Origin of the sequence: Streptomyces sp. NPDC001914, assembly GCF_042891215.1 — a bacterium.
Lineage (GTDB): Bacteria > Actinomycetota > Actinomycetes > Streptomycetales > Streptomycetaceae > Streptomyces.
On record NZ_JBIASW010000002.1, the window covers coordinates 921,800 to 939,155 of the forward strand.

Sequence of the window (17,356 nt, forward strand, 5' to 3'; positions counted from 1 at the left end):
ACCAGCAATGGCTCCCCGGGGCCGGCCGGTGAATCCGGACCGGACCCCAGCCGGAGACGGCCCGCAGCCGCCGTACGACGCGAGGGGCCGTGCCCGTACATCACATGCCCGCAGCCCGGACGGATCATCACCGAGGTCCACTCGGAAACGCCGGTGGGATCCGTTCGGATGCGGGCGGATGCACCGGCGCGGCCCCGCTCCACGAAGAACCTGGCGCCCCTTCCCGGGCCCGAGCCTCGCCCCCCGCGAAGGGCTCATCGCTCCTTCCCCGGGCCCGAGCCTCGCACCGGGCGAAGGGCTCAGCGCCCTTCCCCGAGCCTCACCCGGAAGCCCGGAAGCCCGGAAGCCCGGAAGCCCGGAAGCCCGGAAGCCCGGAAGCCCGGAAGCCCGGAAGCCCGGAAGCCCGGAAGCCCGGAAACCGGCCCTGGCGCCGAAGCCATCCGATACGGCTCCGAGCCCGCCCGCCCGGCCGGCCTCAGGCCAACAGCCCCGACGACCTCCACAGCCGCCGCCCGGCCCCCCGCAGCACCCCGATCTCGTCCAGGAAGTCCGTCAGCTTCTTGGCCCCGGTCTGCATGACATCCCGCCGGTGCCCACTGGCCTTCACCTGCGCCAGAGCCTCACGCTTGTCGAGCCCGACGTTCGTGTAGACGTCCGGATTCACGAAGGCCACCGAGAACACGCGGGCGAACTCGCCGGAGGTGAGCCGCGTGAACTCCTGCGACCACCGCGGAGCGGTCAGCATCTGCCGCCGCAACTCCTCCCGGGCGTACCGGACATGCCGCGCCTCCTCCACGACGTGGATCCGCGTGACCCCCCGGACGAGGGTCTGCACTCGCTCGTCCGGGAACGTCAGCCGCTGCATCCAGTCGAGGATCTCCTCGCCGAGCAGCGTCGCCGTGAACGACCCCGGAGTGGTCGAGACGGTCTTGAACAGCCGCCCGAGATTCAGATGCGCCCGGCTCACCGGGTAGTGCGGCGTGCCCCCGCGCGTGATCAGCCGCGCGAACATCTTCGAGTGCCGGCACTCGTCCTCGATCTCCGTCAGCGCGTACCGCACGTGCGCGCTCGTCGCCGCCTTGTCGTAGATGTGCCGCACCAGCAGCTGCATCAGGATGATCTCGAACCAGATGCCCAGCGAGGCCAGCGCGGCCGCCTCGTGCTGGGACAGCGCGATCCGCTGCTCCTCGCCCATCTTCCGCCACAGCGGAGTGTCGTACAGCGACACGAGCTCGGGCGGCCAGAACCACTTGCCGTCCTCGAAGGGCGCGTCCCAGTCGAGCTCCTTGTCGGGGTCGAAGGAGTGCTTCGCGGAGGAGTCGAGGAGGCGCTCGGCCACCTGCTCCCGGTCCTTGAGCAGACCGAGCGCGTCACGGAGCACATCGGCCTCGGGCACCGTCGTCATGGCTGTTCCCACCTCGTCGTACGGGATCACTTCAGAAGTTACCGGCGGTCACAACTTATGAGACTGCTTGTCAGCAAGCTCGTCAATCCCCTGTGCCGGACTTGTTGACGACGCGTCTACTCCGTGTGAGCCTGCGAGGTATGCCGACGCATGAGCTGTACGCCGCGGACTCGGGAGATCCCCTCTGGCAGGTACCGGCCTCGGGGGCTGCCCGCTTCAGCTGGGAGTACGACGACGGTCGTGACCGGCTGCTCGCCCTCTACCAGAAGGGCAAGGACAAACAGTGGGACGGCCAGAAACGCATCGACTGGAGCCTGGAGGTCGACCCCGAGGATCCGCTGGGCACCCCCGACGAGGCACTGACCCTGTACGGCACCCCGTACTGGGCGAAGATGGCCGACCGGGACAAGGGCGAACTGCGCAAGCACTACGCGTCGTGGCAGTTCAGCCAGTTCCTGCACGGTGAACAGGGAGCGATGGTCTGCGCGGCGCGGATCGTGGAGTCGGTCCCCGACCTCGACGCCAAGTTCTACTCGGCCACGCAGACCATGGACGAGGCCCGGCACGCGGAGGTCTACTCCCGCTTCCTGCACGAGAAGATCGGGATGCTCTACCCGATCAACGACAACCTCCAGGCACTCCTCGGCGACACCCTCCGCGACGCGCGCTGGGACATGCCCTACCTGGGCATGCAGGTCCTGATCGAGGGTCTGGCGCTGGCCGCCTTCGGGATGATCAGGGACACCACCGACAAGCCGCTGCCGAAGCAGATCCTGTCGTACGTGATGCAGGACGAGGCGCGCCATGTCGCCTTCGGCCGCATGGCCCTGCGCGACTACTACCGGCAGCTCTCCGACGCGGAACTCCGCGAGCGCGAGGAATTCGTCATCGAGGGCTGCTACTTGATGCGGGACAGGCTGCGCGGGGTCGAGGTCCTGGAGAACTTCGGCATCCCCAGGGCGGAGGCCGAGGAGTTCAGTGAGAACTCCGAATTCTTGCACCTGTTCCGCCAGTTGCTCTTCAGCCGCATCGTCCCGTGCGTCAAGGACATCGGCCTGTGGGGCGAACGCCTCCAGCGGGCCTACGTGGACATGGGCGTGTTCGAGATGGGCAACTCCAACCTGGACCTCCTGATGGCCCAGGACGAGGAGATCGCCGAACAGCTGGACGCGGAACGGTTCGCGGCCGAGGAACGGGACCGCATAGCGGAAATCGGGTCGACGATCGCCGAGGGCTCCGACTCCGGGGACTAGGAGCCGTCGGCGGAGTGGTCCCGCAGAGCGACGGCCCCCGCGGACCGGTGGCCGCTCACGGAGCGATGCCCCCGACAAGGTGAGTCCCCCGACGGCAAGGCGGCCTCACGATCCCAGTACGGCCTCCATCACGGACCGGGCGATGGGCCCCGCGAACCCGCCCCCCGTGATGTCCCCCCGGTTCGCCGCCGCGTCCTCGACGACCACCGCGACGGCCACCGCGGGCTCCATGGCGCCGTCGGCACGGGCCCAGGAGATGAACCAGGCGTACGGCGTACCGGAGTTGCCGACACCGTGCTGGGCGGTGCCGGTCTTCCCGCCGACGGTGGCACCGGGAATGGCGGCCACCGTTCCCGTGCCCTTCTCCACCACGTCGGTCATCAGCTCCCGCATGCGCTGCGCGGTGGACGCGCTCATCGCCTGGTGGAGGATCCGGGGACCGGTCGTGGTCAGGGTCGCGCCGCCGCGCGAGGTCGTCCGCTCCACCAGGTAGGGCTTCTTGACCGTGCCGTCACCCGCGACGGCCGCGGCGATCATCGCCATCTGCAACGGAGTCGCCCGCGTGTCGAACTGACCGATGGAGGAGAGCCCCAACTGGGCGCGGTCGAGCCGCAGATCGAAGTTGCTGGGCGCCACCGAGAAGGGGATGCGCAGCGTGCGGTCGTTGAAGCCGAAGTTCGCCGCGGTCCGCGTCATGTCGTCGAGCCCGACGTCGACGCCGAGCTTCGCGAAGACCGTGTTGCAGGACCAGGTGAAGGCGTACCGCAGGGAGGCGTCCTCGCAGCCCTCGATCTCGTTCGTGAGCCTGGTCGTGGTGCCGGGGAGCCGGTAGGGGTTCGGCGACCTGGTCGGCTCGTCCACGTCCTCGACGACCCCGGAGTCCAGCGCCGCGGCGGCGGTCAGCACCTTGAACGTCGACCCCGGCGGATACGTCTGCCGGACGGCCCGGTTGAGCATCGGCTTGTCGGCCTGGGCGTTCAGTCCCGCCCACGCCCTGGACGCGGCCGGCCCCGTCCCGGAGAGCAGCCCGGGATCGTACGACGGCGTGGAGACCAGGGCCAGGATCCGCCCGGTGGACGGCTCGATCGCGGCGACCGCGCCCCGGCGGCCGTCGAGCCCCTCGTAGGCGGCCCGCTGCGCCGCCGCGTCGAGGGTCGTGACGACGCTGCCGCCGGTCCCACGGGCCCGGGTGAGGCCGCCCAGCAGGGGGAGCGGCGCGAGCATCGGATCGCTGCCGGACAGGATGCCGTCCTCGGTGCCCTCCAGCAGGGTGGTCCCGTAGAGCTGTGAGGCGAACCCGGTGACGGACGCGTACAACGGGCCGTCCAGATAGGTCCGTTCGTAGCGGAACTGCCCGCCGGTGTCCTCGGAGCCGGTGACCGTGCGGCCCTCGACGACGATGTCCCCGCGCGGCTGTCCGTAACGGGCGATCGCCGGACGGCGGTTGGCGGGGTTGCGGTCGTACGACGGTGCCTGGACGACCTGGACGCGCGCGGCGTTGACCAGGAGTGCCACGAGCAGCAGGGCGCACAGTCCGGCGGCGCGGCGGATGTACTTGGTCATGGCGCCGGGGTCCCGTCGTACTGACCGCGGGCGCAGTCGCTGATCCGGATCAGCAGGGCCACGATGATCCAGTTGGTGACGACGGAGGAACCGCCCTGCGCGAGGAACGGCATCGCCATGCCGGTCAGCGGGATCAGGCCGGTCACGCCTCCCGCGATGACGAAGACCTGGAGGGCCACGATCGAGGCGAGGCCGATCGCGAGGAGCCGGCCGAAGGGGTCGCGCAGCGCGAGGCCCGCGCGGTAGCCGCGTTCGACGAGGAGGGCGTAGAGGAGGAAGACGGCGGACAGGCCGGCCAGTCCGAGTTCCTCGCCCGCGGTGGCGAGGATGAAGTCGGACTTGGCGGCGAAGCCGATGAGGACCGACTGGCCGAGCCCGAGGCCGGTGCCGAGCATGCCTCCGGCCGCGAACGCGAAGAGGGACTGGGCGAGTTGGTTGGGTCCCTGGCCCGCGGTGATCGAGGCGAAGGGGGCGAGCCAGTCCTCGACCCGGCTGTGCACGTGCGGTTCGAGACGGCCGACGGCGAGCGCGCCGACGCCGGCGAGCAGCAGCCCGACGGCGATCCATCCGGTGCGGCCGGTGGCGACGTAGAGGAGGATCACGAACAGGCCGAAGAAGAGCAGCGAGGTGCCGAGGTCCCGCTCCAGGACCAGGACCAGGACGCTGAGCAGCCAGATCGTCACGATCGGGCCCAGTACGCGGCCGGTGGGCAGCTGGAGCCGCCGGAACCGCCAGATCTGGCGGCCGCTGTAGGCGAGGGCGTTGCGGTTGGCGGCGAGGTAGCCGGCGAAGAAGACGGCGAGCAGGACCTTCGCGAACTCGCCCGGCTGGATGGAGAATCCGGCGATCCGGATCCAGATGCGGGCGCCGTTGACCGCCGGGAAGAAGATCGGCAGGACGAGCAGGGCGAGCGCGCCGACCACCGACACGTAGGTGTAGCGCTGGAGGACGCGGTGGTCGCGCAGGCAGAGCACGACGACGATGAAGAAGGCGACGCCGAGGGTCGACCAGATGAGCTGGATGGGAGCGGCCTGGTCGTCCGGGGTCTCCAGGTCGAGCCGGTAGATCAGGACCAGGCCCAGGCCGTTGAGGAGGACGGCGATGGGGAGCAGCAGCGGATCGGCGTACGGGGCGCGCAGGCGCACGGCGACATGCGCGAGGAGCGCGAGCACGCCGAGCCCGGCGCCGTAACCGGCGGCGCCGGGCGGAACGGTGCCGTGCTTGGCGAGGCCGACGGCGCAGTAGCCGTACACGCAGAGCAGGACGGCGACGACGATGAGGGCGAGCTCGATGCCACGGCGCCTGGGCAGGCGTTCAGCGGGTGGTGCCGGGTCCGCCGCCACGGCCGTTCCGGACATTCCGGGCAGGGTCATGTCCGGAACGTAGCAAGCGGGCGACCCGAAGTCCCGTTACCCGATGCCCCGTCATGGGCCGGGGTCCCGGGTGTCGGCACCGGCGGGGGGTGTCAGCACCAGCGGGGGGCCGGGCCGATGTTGTCGATGTAGCGCGCGGCGCCCCAGGCCCAGGTGCCGTCCGTCAGGAGGTACCACAGCGGGTTGCCGCCGACGGTCTCGCCGGGGGTCTTGCAGAAGATGGAGACGATCTCGCCCTGCCGGGCGACCCGGATGAGCTGGCTGCCGCGGGTGGGGGCGCTGCGCAGGGCCAGCCCGCCGCGGGCGGTGACCCGGCCCTGGTAGAGCCGCGGATCGTTCTGGTTGTTCCCGTTGCCGTTGCCGTTGCCGTTGCCGTTGCCGTTGCCGTTGCCGTTCCCGTTGCCGTTCCCGTTCCCGTTCCCGTTCGTCGGCTGGCGGCCGTCACCGCCTCCGCCGCCCCCGCCACCGTTGTTCCAGTTCTGGTTGCCGCCACCACCGTTGTTCCACGTCTGGTTGCCGCCGCCGTTGTTCCAGTTCTGGTTCCCCCCGCCGTCACCACCGTCACCACCGTCACCGCCCCCGCCACCGCCGTTGTGCCAGTTCTGGTTGCCGCCGCCGCCGCCGTCACCGCCGCCGCCGTTGTTCCACGACTGGCTCTGACCGCCCCCGTCGCCTCCGGTGCCCTGCTGGCCGCCGCCGTCACCGCCGCCGCCGTTGGTCCACGACTGGCCGGTGCCGTCGCTCCACTGGTGGTTGTCGCTGCTTCCGGTGCCGCCGTCGTTGTCGGCGAGGGCGGGGGCGGCGCCGCCGAGGGCGAGACTGCCGGCGGCGAGGGCCATACCGATTCGGGTGTACGTGGACCGCAGGGACATGGAGGGCTCCTCCAGGAAGGGGGGCGAAGCTGACTTATCGCCACATTAGGAGCGTGATCCGGGGAGCGCAGTTCACAGACCGCCATCGGAGACCCCGGGCTCCCGCCGCGTGATCCGAACGACCCGCTCTAGTCCTGAGGGAGCGTCAGCGTCGCCACAGCACCGCCGTCCGGGGCGTTGCCGAACTCCAGGCGCGCCCCCAGGACCTCCGCCTGGCCGGCCGCGATGGTCAGACCGAGCCCGTGGCCCCTCGCGCCGCCCTCGGTACGGAAGCGCTGCGGGCCGTGCTCCACGAGGTAGCCGGGGAAGCCGTCCCCGTGGTCCCGTACGGTGACGACCGGGCCGTCCAGGGTCAGCACCACCGGCCCCCTGCCGTGCTTGTGGGCGTTCGCCACCAGGTTCCCGAGCACCCGCTCCAGCCGCCGCCGGTCGGTCTCCACCCGCGTGCCGCGCACCACCCGGACGGCCGTGTCGGTCCCCGACGCGCGCACCACCCGTTCCGCCAGCGGCACCAGTGGCTCCGAGTCCAGCTCCAGACGCTCGCCGCCGGAGTCCAGCCGGGAGATCTCCAGCAGGTCCTCGGTGAGGGTGCGCAGCGTGGCCACCCGGTCGCGCACCAGCTCCGTCGGCCGCCCCGGCGGGAGCAGTTCGGCCGCCGCGTGCAGCCCGGTCAGCGGAGTGCGCAGCTCGTGCGCCACGTCCGCGGTGAAGCGCTGCTCGCTCAGCAGCTTGCCCTGCAACGACGACGCCATCGTGTCGAGCGCGTCGGCGACCGCGGCCACCTCGTCCTGCGGGCGCGTCGGGTCCTGGGCGCGCGGGTCGTCGACGCGCGCGTCGAGGTCGCCCGCGCTGATCCGCCGCGCCACCCGCGCCGTGGCGTGCAGCCGGCGCGTCACCCGGGTCACCGCGAACACCCCGACCAGCAGCGTCACGCCGATCGCGAGGGCCGAGGACCACACGATCGCCCGGTCCAGCGCGGCGATGGCGTGCGCGCCCTGGGCGTAGTCGAACCGGACGGCCAGCGCGCGCCGCCCCGGGCCGGCGGGTCCGGCCGCCCACATCGTGGGGTGCGTGTCGTGCTCGCCGACCATCGTGCCGCGCTTCCCGTCCTCCGCGAGCTCCCGCAGCCGCGCGGGCAGCCCGGGAGGGTCGACGCCCGCGTCCGGTGGGAGCCGGTCGCCCGACTCGTAGGCCGTGGTGACGTCGGCGAGCCGGTCGAGCGCGCGGCCGCGGGCCTCGCCGACGGTCTGTTCGGTCACCGAGACGTGCACCAGGGCGCCGAGGAGGGCGACGAGACAGCAGCACATCACCGCGATGAACGCGGCCGCCTTCCAGGTGAGCCCGGCGGTCCAGCGCGGCAGACGCAGCGACCGTCTCATGGGGTGCTCGCTGCCGGGAAGAGCGCCGGGGAGGCCCGGTGCGCGGCCGGGGAGAGCGCCGGGGGGACGGCGGGGGAGGCCTGGTGCGCGGAGGGGGAGCGTGCCGGGGGGACCGCGGGGGAGGACCGGCGCGCGGAAGGGGACCGGGTCGGGGCGGGCGTGCCCGTCGGCGTCGGCGGTCCGACCCGCAGGATCTCGTCGCGGGTCGCCAGCATCGCGTTCTGGTGCGGGTCCCAGGACCAGACCGTACGGAACTCGTATCCGGGCAGGGTCGAGGGCGAGCGGATGATCACCTCACGGCCCGCCAGCTCCACGCTGACGACACTGTCCGCGGTCCCCATGACCTGGACCAGCCGGTGGCCGAGGAACGTGTACACGCGTACGGCCAGCTGGTGGGCGGGGAAGCGGATGCCGAGCACCATGTCGGCCTTCCCGTCGCCGGTGAGGTCGCGGTAGTACGCGCGAAGGACGGGGCACCTCCTGCCCCGCGCGCCGGGCCGCCCGCAGTCCGCGAGCAGCCGGGCCGTCTCGGCGTACTCCGCGTGCGGTCCGGTGTACTCCTTCGGATGGGCGGCGACCTGGGCGCGTACGACCGTCACCGGGTCCAGGGCGCGGATGTCGTCGCCGGGTGCCGTGACGCCCTCGACCGTCTCGGTGTCCGCCTCGCCGTAGTCGATCGCGGGCGTCGCGGCGGGCGGGAGCTGCGGCCACAGCCGGGTCGGGCCGACGGCGGTGGGGGTCGCGCCGGCGCCGTGCAGGGCCCCGGTGTCGCCGCAGCCGGCCAGGGCGGTCGCGAGGACGGCGGCCAGGACGGCGGCGACGGCACGGGGGAGGGCGCGCGGGGGCCGGGCGGTTCGAAGGGTTCGGCCGGTCCCGCCGGTCCCGCTGGTCCCGCCGGTCCGGCTGGTCCCGCCGGTCCGGCTGGTCCCGCCGGTCCGGCTGGTCCCGCCGGTCCCGCCGGTCCGGCTGGTCCCGCCGGTCCCGCCGGTCCGGCTGGTCCCGCTGGTCCGGTCCGACTGGTCGGACTGGTCGGACCCGCCCGGGCGGCCGGTTCCCCCTGGCCGGAGGCGCAGCCCTCGCGCGAGGCGGCTGTGGATCACTGCGCTCCCGGGTCCGGGCGGGTCCCGTCCGCGGGCGCTGCCGCGCCGCCCGCCGCACGAGACCGGCGAAGGAGAAGGAAAGGAGGCCGTCCGGGGTGCGCCCGCCGTGGACGGGCTCACCCCGGACGACCGGGCACGACACGGGACGACCGGCCGCCCCGTACTCCTTATTCATACAGAAATCCCTTTTCTCCGCATGTACGAAACAACCCGGTGCGGCCGCCCGGACCTACTCCGCGAGTTCCTCTAGGAGGCGGGCCGTGGGCAGCCCGGCCCGCAGGTACTCCACGAACAGCTCGTTGTGCAGTGCCCACGGCGAGCGCCGCGCCCGGATCAGCCGTATCGCGTCGTCGGCGCCGTGCCCCGCCAGGATGAGCGCGTGCGCGATGACCAGCCCCGAGCGGTTGTACCCGTGCAGGCAGCGGACCAGCACCCGCCGCCCGTCCTCCAGCGCGTCGTCGGCGGCCCGCGCGAGCCGCATGACCCCCGTGAGCTGCGTACCGTCCAGCGGCCCGTCCGGTATTGGCCACACGTGATGCTCGACCCCCGGATCGGGCCCGTGCCCCGGTTGCCGCAGCAGCGTCAGAACCAGGTCGAACTCGTCATGTACGACGACGGATTGAGGTTGCCCCGAACGCCCCGCGAACTCGTGGCCGCCCATCCACAGGCCGGGCACGATCTCGTTCCACGGGCTGTCCGGGGTCGGAACATCCGGATATCTTCTGCGAGTTCGCAACAGCGCCTCCCACCCAACCGCCCCAACTCCTGCCAAAGGTAACCGGGTTCTTGCCCCTGGAGCACCCCGCCTGTTCCCATGGTCATGGGGTGATGGCTCATGAACGGACTGCGCGTCGTACCGGCCCGGCGGCACGGACAGGAGCGCCTGTACGTGTGCCTGACCGACGGGAGGAGCGTCGCCTGGTACGACCGTGACACGGCCAGGGTCAATCTGCTCAGCGAGGACCGGCGCGAGGACGTGCTCGGCGTTCTGCGCCCGTTCCTGACCGGCCCGGTCACCGTCGGGCCGCCGCCCGTCCCGACCTCGGCCGAGCTGGCCCGACTGGCACTCCACCCCGACGACGACCTCGCCCCCAACCGGGCCGGCGAGGCCCTGCTGATCGACCTCGACCGCGACCCCGGCCCCGCGCACCGGCTGCGCCCCGACCCGCGCCGCCGCGCGCTCGCCGCCGAGCAGACCGTCGGCACGGCCCTCGACCGGCTGGAGGGCGGCGGCTGGCACACCCTGCACTCGGTCCCGCTCCCGGGCGGCGACCGCGTCCACCACCTGCTGATCGGCCCCGCCGGCCTCTTCTGCCTGCACACCCTGCCCGCCCACAAGCAGCGTGTCGTGGTCACCGGCCCGATGGTCACCGTCGGCCGCCGCGATGCCCGCCCGCTGCTCCGCCGGGTCCGCGCCGACGCCGACCGCGCCGCGCACGCCCTGACCGCCGAGGTCCGCGCCGTCCTCGCCGTGGTCGGCGCCGCCCGCCTGGACGTCCCGGTGCCTCCCCGGGAGGTCCGCGTCCTGCGGGACACCGACCTCCCGGGCCTCGCCCGGCTCGGCGGGGTGCTGAAGCCGGCGGACGTGGAGGCCCTGCACGCGATGGCCCGCGACCGGCATACGTGGCTGAAGGTGTGACACCGGCCGGGTGGCGGCGGTAGGCGCGCGGGGCCGCCAGTAGGTATGCGGTGCCCCCGGTGCCCATGCGGTGCCTCGGGTACGTATGCGGTGCCCCCGGTTCGCACGCGGTGCCCCGTACGCAGGCGGTGCCCCCGGTTCGCACGCGGCGCCCCGTGCGTACGGGGCGCCCGGTTCGCACCCGGTGCCGCCGGCCGGCACCCGGCGCTCCCGAGGGCGGCTGTGTTCACGGCAGCGGGTGGGCGCGCTCCGGGTCGAACAGCGGAGCCAGGAGATCGCCGAACTCCTGCACGCGGGGCGGGATGTCCGTCGCCCGGAAGGCCAGCAGGGACGGCGACCCGCACTCCTCGACCTCCTCCCAGGTCACGGGAGCGGACACCGTCGGCTCCTCCCGGGCCCTCAGCGTGTAGGGGGTGGCGGTCGTCTTGCGGCCGGCGTTCTGGCTCCAGTCGACGAACACCTTTCCCGGCCGCAGGTTCCGCGTCATCCGGTGCACGACCCGGCGGGGGAGCGCCCGCTCCGCCTCCACCGCCAGCTCCTTCGCGTACGCGCTGACGTCGGCGGACGGCGTCGGCGCGACGGAGGCCAGCAGATGCAGCCCCTTCGACCCGGACGACTTCGCGTACGCCTCGATCCCGTCGGCCGCCAGCCGCTCGCGCAGCCACAGCGCGACCTCGCAGCACTCCACGACAGTGGCGGGAGCGCCCGGATCGAGGTCGAAGACGATCCGGTCGGCGATGCCGGGCGTACCGATCGTCCACTGCGGCGTGTGGAACTCCGTCACGAGGTTCGCCGCCCACATCAGCGAGGCCAGATCCTGGACGAGGACCATGCGCGCGGGTCCCTCCGTGCGCGGAACCTCGGCCGTGGTGACCCAGGCGGGTGTACCGGGCGGGACGTTCTTGGTGAAGAAGACCTGCCCGTCCGGCCCGTCGGGATAGCGCAGGAAGGAGACCGGCCGGTCGCGCAGATGGGGGAGCAGGACGTCCGCGACGGTGGCGTAGTAGTGCAGCACCTCGCCCTTGGTGAACCCGGTGGCCGGGTGGAGGACCTTGTCGAGATTGGTGAGCGCGAGCCTCCTGCCCTCCACCTCCGTGATCGGCGTCATACCATGACAATCCCACGAAACCGGCACATATCATGCTCAAAGTGATCGGAAGGGTGCTGCACGTGCGATCCATCTGGAACGGCGCCATCTCCTTCGGCCTGGTGAGCATCCCCATCAAGGTCATGAACGCCACCGAGAGCCACGCGATCTCCTTCCGCCAGATCCACCTCGACGACGGCGGCCGCATCCGCTACCGCAAGGTGTGCGAGCTGGAGGACAGCGAGGTCTCGTCCGCCGAGATCGGCAAGGCGTACGAGGACGTGGACGGGACCCTGATCCCGATCACGGACGAGGACCTGGCCTCGCTGCCCGTGCCGACCACCCGGACCATCGAGATCGTGGCCTTCGTCCCGGCGGAGCGCATCGACCCGCTCCAGATGGACACGGCGTACTACCTGGCCGCGAACGGCGCCCCGGCCGCCAAGCCGTACATCCTGCTGCGCGAAGCCCTCAAGCGCAGCCAGAAGGTCGCCGTGGCGAAGTTCGCGCTGCGGGGGCGGGAGCGGCTCGGCATGCTCCGGGTCGTCGACGACGTGATCGCCATGCACGGCCTGCTCTGGCCGGACGAGATCCGGGCCACCGAGGAGGTCGCCCCGGACACCGCCGTCACGGTCCGCGACAAGGAACTCGACCTGGCGGACGCCCTGATGGACACCCTCGGCGAGGTCGACCTCGAAGACCTGCACGACGACTACCGCAAGGCCGTCGAGGAACTCGTCACCGCCAAGGCCGAGGGCCACGAGGCGCCCGCCGCTCCCGCCGGGGACGAGGACGGCGGCAAGGTGCTGGACCTGATGGCGGCCCTGGAGAAGAGCGTGCGCGCGGCCAGGCAGTCCCGCGAGGACACCACCGGAGGCGGCCGGGACGCCGAGGTCACCGAACTGCCGTCCGGCGGGACCCGGAGGCGGGGGCCGTCTCGTACGGCACCCAAGGAGGTCGGCGGAAAGAAGTCGACGTCGACGGCGAAGAAGACCGCGGCGAAGAAGACGCCGGCCAGGAAGTCGACGACGAAGCCGGCCACCGGGACGGCCGCGAAGAAGACCCCGGAGAAACGGACGACGAAGTCGACCAGCGGGACGGCGACTTCCCGGACGTCGGCTTCGTCGGGTTCAGCGGCTTCATCGGCTTCCCGGACGTCGGCGAAGAAGACCGCGGCGAAGAAGACGTCGGCGAAGAGGACGACGTCGGGCAAGCGGACGTCGGCGTGAGGGAGGGAGCCGCCGGCCGCCGCTACCACCCCGGCAGATGCACGAGAACGCCGCACACCAGAAGGACCGAGGCGATCTGAGCGATCCCCCACGAGAGGCGGTAGCGGAGGGTCCGGCGATTACGGACCTCGAGCAGCCGCGGGAAGATGGCCTGCGGGTGTTCGAGATCGTAAGTGTCGGTCCAGTGCACGGAGACGACCGTCAGGCTCAGTGCCCCGGACAGACCACTCGCGACAAGGGCGGCGACCAGAAGCGCCGTCGAGGGGGCACCACCGGGAAGAACGGTCAGCACGACCGTGGCGGCGGACACGAGGAACCCGTCGTAGCCCAGCAGCACCTGAGCCTTGGAGTCCAGCACGCTCAAGCACCCGTACAGGTAGTCGTGGGCGTACATGTCCTGCGGCTCGGGCTGGAGCCTCTTGAGCGCCTCCAAATGGGTCCGGGACTGGGGCCCTTGGAAGATCCCTTGCCGCAACCAGGACCGCATCCCGCCTCAACTCCCCACCGCTCGGCACCACTTTCCCCGGACGAGCATGCCCACCCGACCGCACGATGCCCTCGGACCGCGGCACTCGTGCGCCCTCCGTACGGCCGGGTCGGTAGACCGCGCTCCTGCATGCGGACGATCCGATCGACGGCGGGGCGAGGAGCGGCGCGATGCGTCATCGCCCGCGACGGAGGAACCGGGGGCAGGATGGCCCCATGACAAAGAAGCCCGTACGACAGGTCGGTCGTGGTTCCGCCTCCCATGGTTCGGTGCTCTCGTTGTGGTCGAAGGACTCCGTGCTGTCGATCGGCTCGGTGGGATCGGTCCTGTCCGTGGGCTCCGTGGGGTCGGCCCTGTCGGTGGGTTCGATCGGAAGCGCCCTGTCGATCGGCTCGATCGGCTCCTCGCTGTCCCTGATCTCGGCCGGCTCCTGGCTGAGCACGGGCTCCGTCCTGTCCGCCCAGTCCCGCTGGTCGGTCCTCTCCTGGCGCTCGTCCCGGGCGTTCCTGGCCGCGGGAGTGGTGGGAGCGGTGGGAGCGGCGACGGCGGGCGCGGTGCTGTTGCCTCAACTGGTGAACAAGGCCCGGCGGGCGTCGGCGTAGCCGGACTCGGGACCGGGCTCGGGACCGGGCTCGAAACCGGGCTCGGGTCCGGACTCGACAGGGCCGACTCTCCTGGCATCGCTGACGTCGGGGCAGGCGCGGCACTCCAACGGCCGTACTGCCGTTGCGGCTGGTCAGCGCGTCGCCGCACGATGAGGACGGCGCGTTTGCCTCGAGCGTGCGCACATGACAAAGGCCGGTCGGGAGTGCACGGATGCCCAGCGACGCACGGATGCCCAGCGACGCACGGAGAAGGTGCTGCCCGAGCGCACAACCCGACATGCCGGGGAGCACGGTGCTCGGAATCCTCGCGGGCAGTGCGGACGCACCGGAGGTCCGGTACGTGGCACGCCCGGTTCCCGCTGTCGCCGAGATCACGTCGCTGGCGGGAGACCTCCTCCCGACGGAGGTGTTCCGGTTCTCGGCCGAGTGCGTGGAGGACGGCTGCCGGCACTTCGACGGCCGGGACTGCACCCTGGCGAAGCGCCTCACCGAGGTGCTCCCGCCGGTGATCGGGGTCCTGCCTCGTTGTCACGCGCGAGCCGCGTGCCGCTGGTGGCATCAGGAGGGCGCGGAGGCGTGCTTCCGGTGCCCGCAGGTCGTGACCACGACGGTGTGGCCGACGCCGGAACAGGTGACGGTGGCGGATCCGCCCCAGACAGGAGAACGTCATGCCTCGTGAGAATGAGCCGGTCGTCGGGGTCGACGATTTCCTCGCCGCGGTGATCCGGGCCGTCTCCCGCGCGGAGGAGGCCCGTTCGCCCGGGCCGGGAGGATCCGTCGAACGCCAGGCGTTCCTCGCGCACAGACCGGTCGTCACGCTCGGTCTGACGGTCCAGTCCGCGGCCGTGGCCGACGACGTGCTGCCCCGCGAAGGGCGCCGCGAGGCGCGGGACGAGAAGCCCGTCGTATCGCTGCGCGTCTCGCACGAGGAAGCGGCCCGGGCCGACCGCATCGCGGAAAGCGTTCAGCAGGTGCCGTTCCAGGAGAACATCGCGAGGGTGTGGCAACGGGAGGCGGGAGCCGCGGACCAACTCGCGGCCAGCATCGACACGTTGGGCGCGGTGGCCGACTCCCACACGGAATTCGCGACCGGTCTCGTGGGCCAGCTCGATGACTCCGTACTGGAGAACCTGATGCTCACGGCAGGAGTGCCGCCGCAGAACGTGACCACCCTGAAGGGCGTGGCCCAGGACCAGAACATCGGCCTGGGCGAACTCCTGACCCTCAACAGCACCGCGAACCAGGACACGCCGAACGGGGAAACGGTCCTGAGCGCCGCCTCCCAACGGGGCCTGGGAATCGCCTTGGTGGGCCTCAGCCTACTGGGAGTAGCAGGCATCACCCGCTCCCCACTGGCCGCCGGAGCGGGCGCGGTCCTCGTGGTGGTGGGCGCGTCACTGATGCTCCAGTAGCCGTCACACGGGGAGCCGAGCGGCACGGCGGTGCTCACCGCCGACACCACCCGGGCGGGAGACGGGCGGCCCGCCCCCGTGGTGCGGGCCGCCCGGAACTGGGTCGGTCAGCCGCGGTCGCCCGCCCGGAACCATGGGTTGGTCAGCCGCGGTCGCCCGGCCGGAACCGTGGGTCGGTCAGCCGCGGTCGCCCGCCCGGTCCACCACAGCCTTCGTGACGACCGAGTTGCCGCCGAGGACCTTGCCGTCCGCCTCGACCAGCCGCATGCCGACGATCCGGTAGTTCCCCGGGTCGATCAGCCACTGGTCGTGCATCGATTCGCCGGTCTTGGGGTTCTCCCCGCGGCTGTAGTCCAGGGCGATCACCCGGCGTCCGGCGGCGGTCTCGACCAGGTGGCCGGTGACCTTTCCGCCCGGCACGAGTGCGAGGGCGCGGTACAGAGAGGCCAGGCCCTTGGCCGGCATCACGTCGGCCGACAGCAGGACGCTGATCTCCGTGTAGTCGTTGCGCGCCTGCGGGACGTCCTTGGAGTCGGCGATGGCGTTCTGCTCGCGGAGCGCCTTCAACGTCCCCTCGCCGTCGGCGGGCAGCGCCGTGAGGACCCGGTACATCTCGCGCGCCGAGCGGTCGTCGCCCTCCCCTCCGTTCTCCAGGTGCATCTCGGTGATGTCGAGCGGCCGGTCCCCCAACCGGGAGGCGCTCGCGGTGCCGTCGTACCGGATCCAGTTCTCGAGATCGCCCAGAGCGCCGTGGGACTTGTCCGCGGGCTCCTGCGCCGACTTGGTGTAGATCCACTGCTTCGCCGTCGGTACGGCGCCGTCCTGTTGTACCCGCACCGCGTCGGCGGCCTGCCGCAGGAACTCGGCCGCGCTCACCCCCTTGAAGCGCACACCGGGCGTGGCCGCGGGCTGCACCGTGCGTCCCGTTCCCTTCCCGCCCACCAGCAGGGTGGCGGCGACGGCGACGGCGGTCACCGAGGCCACGACCGCGACGATCGCGAACTCCCGCCGTCGCCACGACGCACGGCGCGACTCCCCGGCCCGCGCGGCCTCGGCGAGCCGCGCCCGCCCCGGTGCGAGCCGGGCCCGGTCGGGTGCCTGTACGTGGGCGCGCAGGTCGCGCACTTCGGTCATCTCGTCCATGGCTACGCCACCTCCGCCACGTCGGTCACGAACGCGGGATCGGCACCCAGCGCAGTACGTACCTTGCGTCGCGCCCGGTTGAGCCGCGAACGAACCGTGCCGACCGGTATGCCCAACGCCTCCGCGACCTCCTGGTAGGTGAGTTCGGCCCAGGCGACCAGCAGCAGGACGTGCCGGTCCGGCGCCGACAGTGCGGCGAGGGCACCGGCCAGCGGACCCTGCGCCGCGATCCGGCTGTCGGCGTCCTCGATCCAGAACGCGCCCCCGGACACGGCGAGCGGGTCGCGCCCGGTGCGGGCGAGCGCCCTGAGCGCCCGCACCTCGGCGCGGCGCTGCTTGCCGATGAGGTTCCCGGCGATGCCGTACAGCCAGGGGCGCGCGTTGGCGCGCGTGCGGTCGTAGCGGGACCGGATCCGGAAGGCGACCAGGAAGGTGTCGGCGGTGATGTCGTCGGCGGCGGCGTCACCGAGGCGACGGGCCGCGTAGCGGTGGATGTCGGGGGCATAGCGGTCGTAGAGCAGGGCGAACAGCTCCGACTGCTCCAACGACTGCGCGACGATCTCCGCGTCGTCCTCCGTCCCTACCGAAGACGGCGGTGGTCCGCTCACAATGCTTCCCCTGACTCATCGGTGAGTGCGTGTCACCTGCTGTTCCCCGATGCCTCCCAAAGGGTTCACGGTTCGGGGAAAGCCGACGCACCACAGATGAAAAGGCGCCAGCGCCCGATCAGAGAGTCACCCCGTCCAACGCCTCCCGCGCGCACCTCGTCCGCGGGGGCCTACGGAGCGGGTGCACCGACCGGCATGCGC

17 protein-coding genes are annotated in these 17,356 nt (G+C 72.0%); 6 read left to right on the forward strand and 11 right to left on the reverse strand.

Annotated features, from left to right (window positions below; all coding sequences use genetic code 11):
• Window positions 1–475: 475 nt before the first annotated feature.
• Complete coding sequence (locus tag ACFYYF_RS09105) at window positions 476–1,405, reverse strand: diiron oxygenase (RefSeq protein ID WP_388772881.1); 930 nt, start codon at window positions 1,403–1,405, stop codon at window positions 476–478.
• A gap of 140 nt (window positions 1,406–1,545) precedes the next feature.
• On the opposite strand from ACFYYF_RS09105, the gene ACFYYF_RS09110 reads away from it, so the two are divergent.
• On the forward strand, window positions 1,546–2,658 hold the full coding sequence (locus ACFYYF_RS09110) for a ferritin-like domain-containing protein (RefSeq protein WP_388772883.1): 1,113 nt from the start codon (window positions 1,546–1,548) through the stop codon (window positions 2,656–2,658).
• Window positions 2,659–2,763: 105 nt separating this feature from the next.
• On the opposite strand, the gene ACFYYF_RS09115 is transcribed toward ACFYYF_RS09110, so the two are convergent.
• From ACFYYF_RS09115 to ACFYYF_RS09140, 6 genes are all read right to left on the reverse strand, one after another.
• Window positions 2,764–4,221: a penicillin-binding transpeptidase domain-containing protein gene (locus tag ACFYYF_RS09115; protein ID WP_388772886.1), complete on the reverse strand. Its 1,458-nt coding sequence runs from the start codon at window positions 4,219–4,221 to the stop codon at window positions 2,764–2,766.
• Complete coding sequence (locus tag ACFYYF_RS09120; RefSeq protein WP_388772889.1) at window positions 4,218–5,594, reverse strand: FtsW/RodA/SpoVE family cell cycle protein; 1,377 nt, start codon at window positions 5,592–5,594, stop codon at window positions 4,218–4,220. The genes ACFYYF_RS09115 and ACFYYF_RS09120 overlap by 4 nt, the downstream gene beginning before the upstream one ends.
• A 92-nt stretch (window positions 5,595–5,686) precedes the next feature.
• Window positions 5,687–6,466, reverse strand: coding sequence for an SH3 domain-containing protein (locus ACFYYF_RS09125; protein ID WP_388772892.1), 780 nt, complete (start codon window positions 6,464–6,466; stop codon window positions 5,687–5,689).
• A gap of 128 nt (window positions 6,467–6,594) precedes the next feature.
• Window positions 6,595–7,845, reverse strand: a complete 1,251-nt coding sequence (locus tag ACFYYF_RS09130; protein WP_388772894.1) for an ATP-binding protein — start codon at window positions 7,843–7,845, stop codon at window positions 6,595–6,597.
• Window positions 7,842–8,945: a hypothetical protein gene (locus ACFYYF_RS09135; protein ID WP_388772896.1), complete on the reverse strand. Its 1,104-nt coding sequence runs from the start codon at window positions 8,943–8,945 to the stop codon at window positions 7,842–7,844. Before ACFYYF_RS09135 ends, ACFYYF_RS09130 begins: the two co-directional genes overlap by 4 nt.
• Before the next feature lie 229 nt (window positions 8,946–9,174).
• Window positions 9,175–9,681 (reverse strand): protein phosphatase, encoded by a 507-nt coding sequence (locus ACFYYF_RS09140; protein ID WP_388772899.1) that lies wholly within the window; start codon window positions 9,679–9,681, stop codon window positions 9,175–9,177.
• A 99-nt stretch (window positions 9,682–9,780) separates the two neighbouring features.
• Here ACFYYF_RS09140 and ACFYYF_RS09145 point away from each other — a divergent pair, with 99 nt between their 5' ends.
• Window positions 9,781–10,584, forward strand: coding sequence for a nuclease-related domain-containing protein (locus ACFYYF_RS09145; protein ID WP_388772902.1), 804 nt, complete (start codon window positions 9,781–9,783; stop codon window positions 10,582–10,584).
• Window positions 10,585–10,810: 226 nt separating this feature from the next.
• On the opposite strand, the gene ligD is transcribed toward ACFYYF_RS09145, so the two are convergent.
• Entirely contained in the window at window positions 10,811–11,692 is an 882-nt protein-coding gene (ligD, locus tag ACFYYF_RS09150; RefSeq protein ID WP_388772904.1) for a non-homologous end-joining DNA ligase, read from the reverse strand.
• A 53-nt stretch (window positions 11,693–11,745) separates the two neighbouring features.
• Here ligD and ACFYYF_RS09155 point away from each other — a divergent pair, with 53 nt between their 5' ends.
• Window positions 11,746–12,900: a Ku protein gene (locus tag ACFYYF_RS09155; RefSeq protein WP_388773008.1), complete on the forward strand. Its 1,155-nt coding sequence runs from the start codon at window positions 11,746–11,748 to the stop codon at window positions 12,898–12,900.
• Window positions 12,901–12,922: 22 nt separating this feature from the next.
• On the opposite strand, the gene ACFYYF_RS09160 is transcribed toward ACFYYF_RS09155, so the two are convergent.
• Window positions 12,923–13,387, reverse strand: a complete 465-nt coding sequence (locus ACFYYF_RS09160; protein WP_388772906.1) for a hypothetical protein — start codon at window positions 13,385–13,387, stop codon at window positions 12,923–12,925.
• A 215-nt stretch (window positions 13,388–13,602) separates the two neighbouring features.
• Between ACFYYF_RS09160 and ACFYYF_RS09165 the strand changes: the two genes are divergently transcribed.
• From ACFYYF_RS09165 to ACFYYF_RS09175, 3 genes are all read left to right on the forward strand, one after another.
• Window positions 13,603–13,989 carry a hypothetical protein gene (locus ACFYYF_RS09165; RefSeq protein ID WP_388772909.1) on the forward strand — a complete coding sequence of 129 codons (387 nt, stop codon included), beginning with the start codon at window positions 13,603–13,605 and terminating at the stop codon, window positions 13,987–13,989.
• Between the two features lie 295 nt (window positions 13,990–14,284).
• On the forward strand, window positions 14,285–14,671 hold the full coding sequence (locus tag ACFYYF_RS09170; RefSeq protein WP_388772911.1) for a hypothetical protein: 387 nt from the start codon (window positions 14,285–14,287) through the stop codon (window positions 14,669–14,671).
• A complete protein-coding gene (locus ACFYYF_RS09175) occupies window positions 14,661–15,404 on the forward strand; it encodes a hypothetical protein (protein WP_388772914.1) in 744 nt (247 codons plus the stop codon). The genes ACFYYF_RS09170 and ACFYYF_RS09175 overlap by 11 nt, the downstream gene beginning before the upstream one ends.
• A gap of 177 nt (window positions 15,405–15,581) precedes the next feature.
• On the opposite strand, the gene ACFYYF_RS09180 is transcribed toward ACFYYF_RS09175, so the two are convergent.
• Window positions 15,582–16,547, reverse strand: a complete 966-nt coding sequence (locus tag ACFYYF_RS09180; protein WP_388772916.1) for a CU044_5270 family protein — start codon at window positions 16,545–16,547, stop codon at window positions 15,582–15,584.
• Window positions 16,548–16,549: 2 nt separating this feature from the next.
• Window positions 16,550–17,155, reverse strand: coding sequence for an RNA polymerase sigma factor (locus tag ACFYYF_RS09185; RefSeq protein WP_388772919.1), 606 nt, complete (start codon window positions 17,153–17,155; stop codon window positions 16,550–16,552).
• Window positions 17,156–17,356 lie beyond the last annotated feature (201 nt).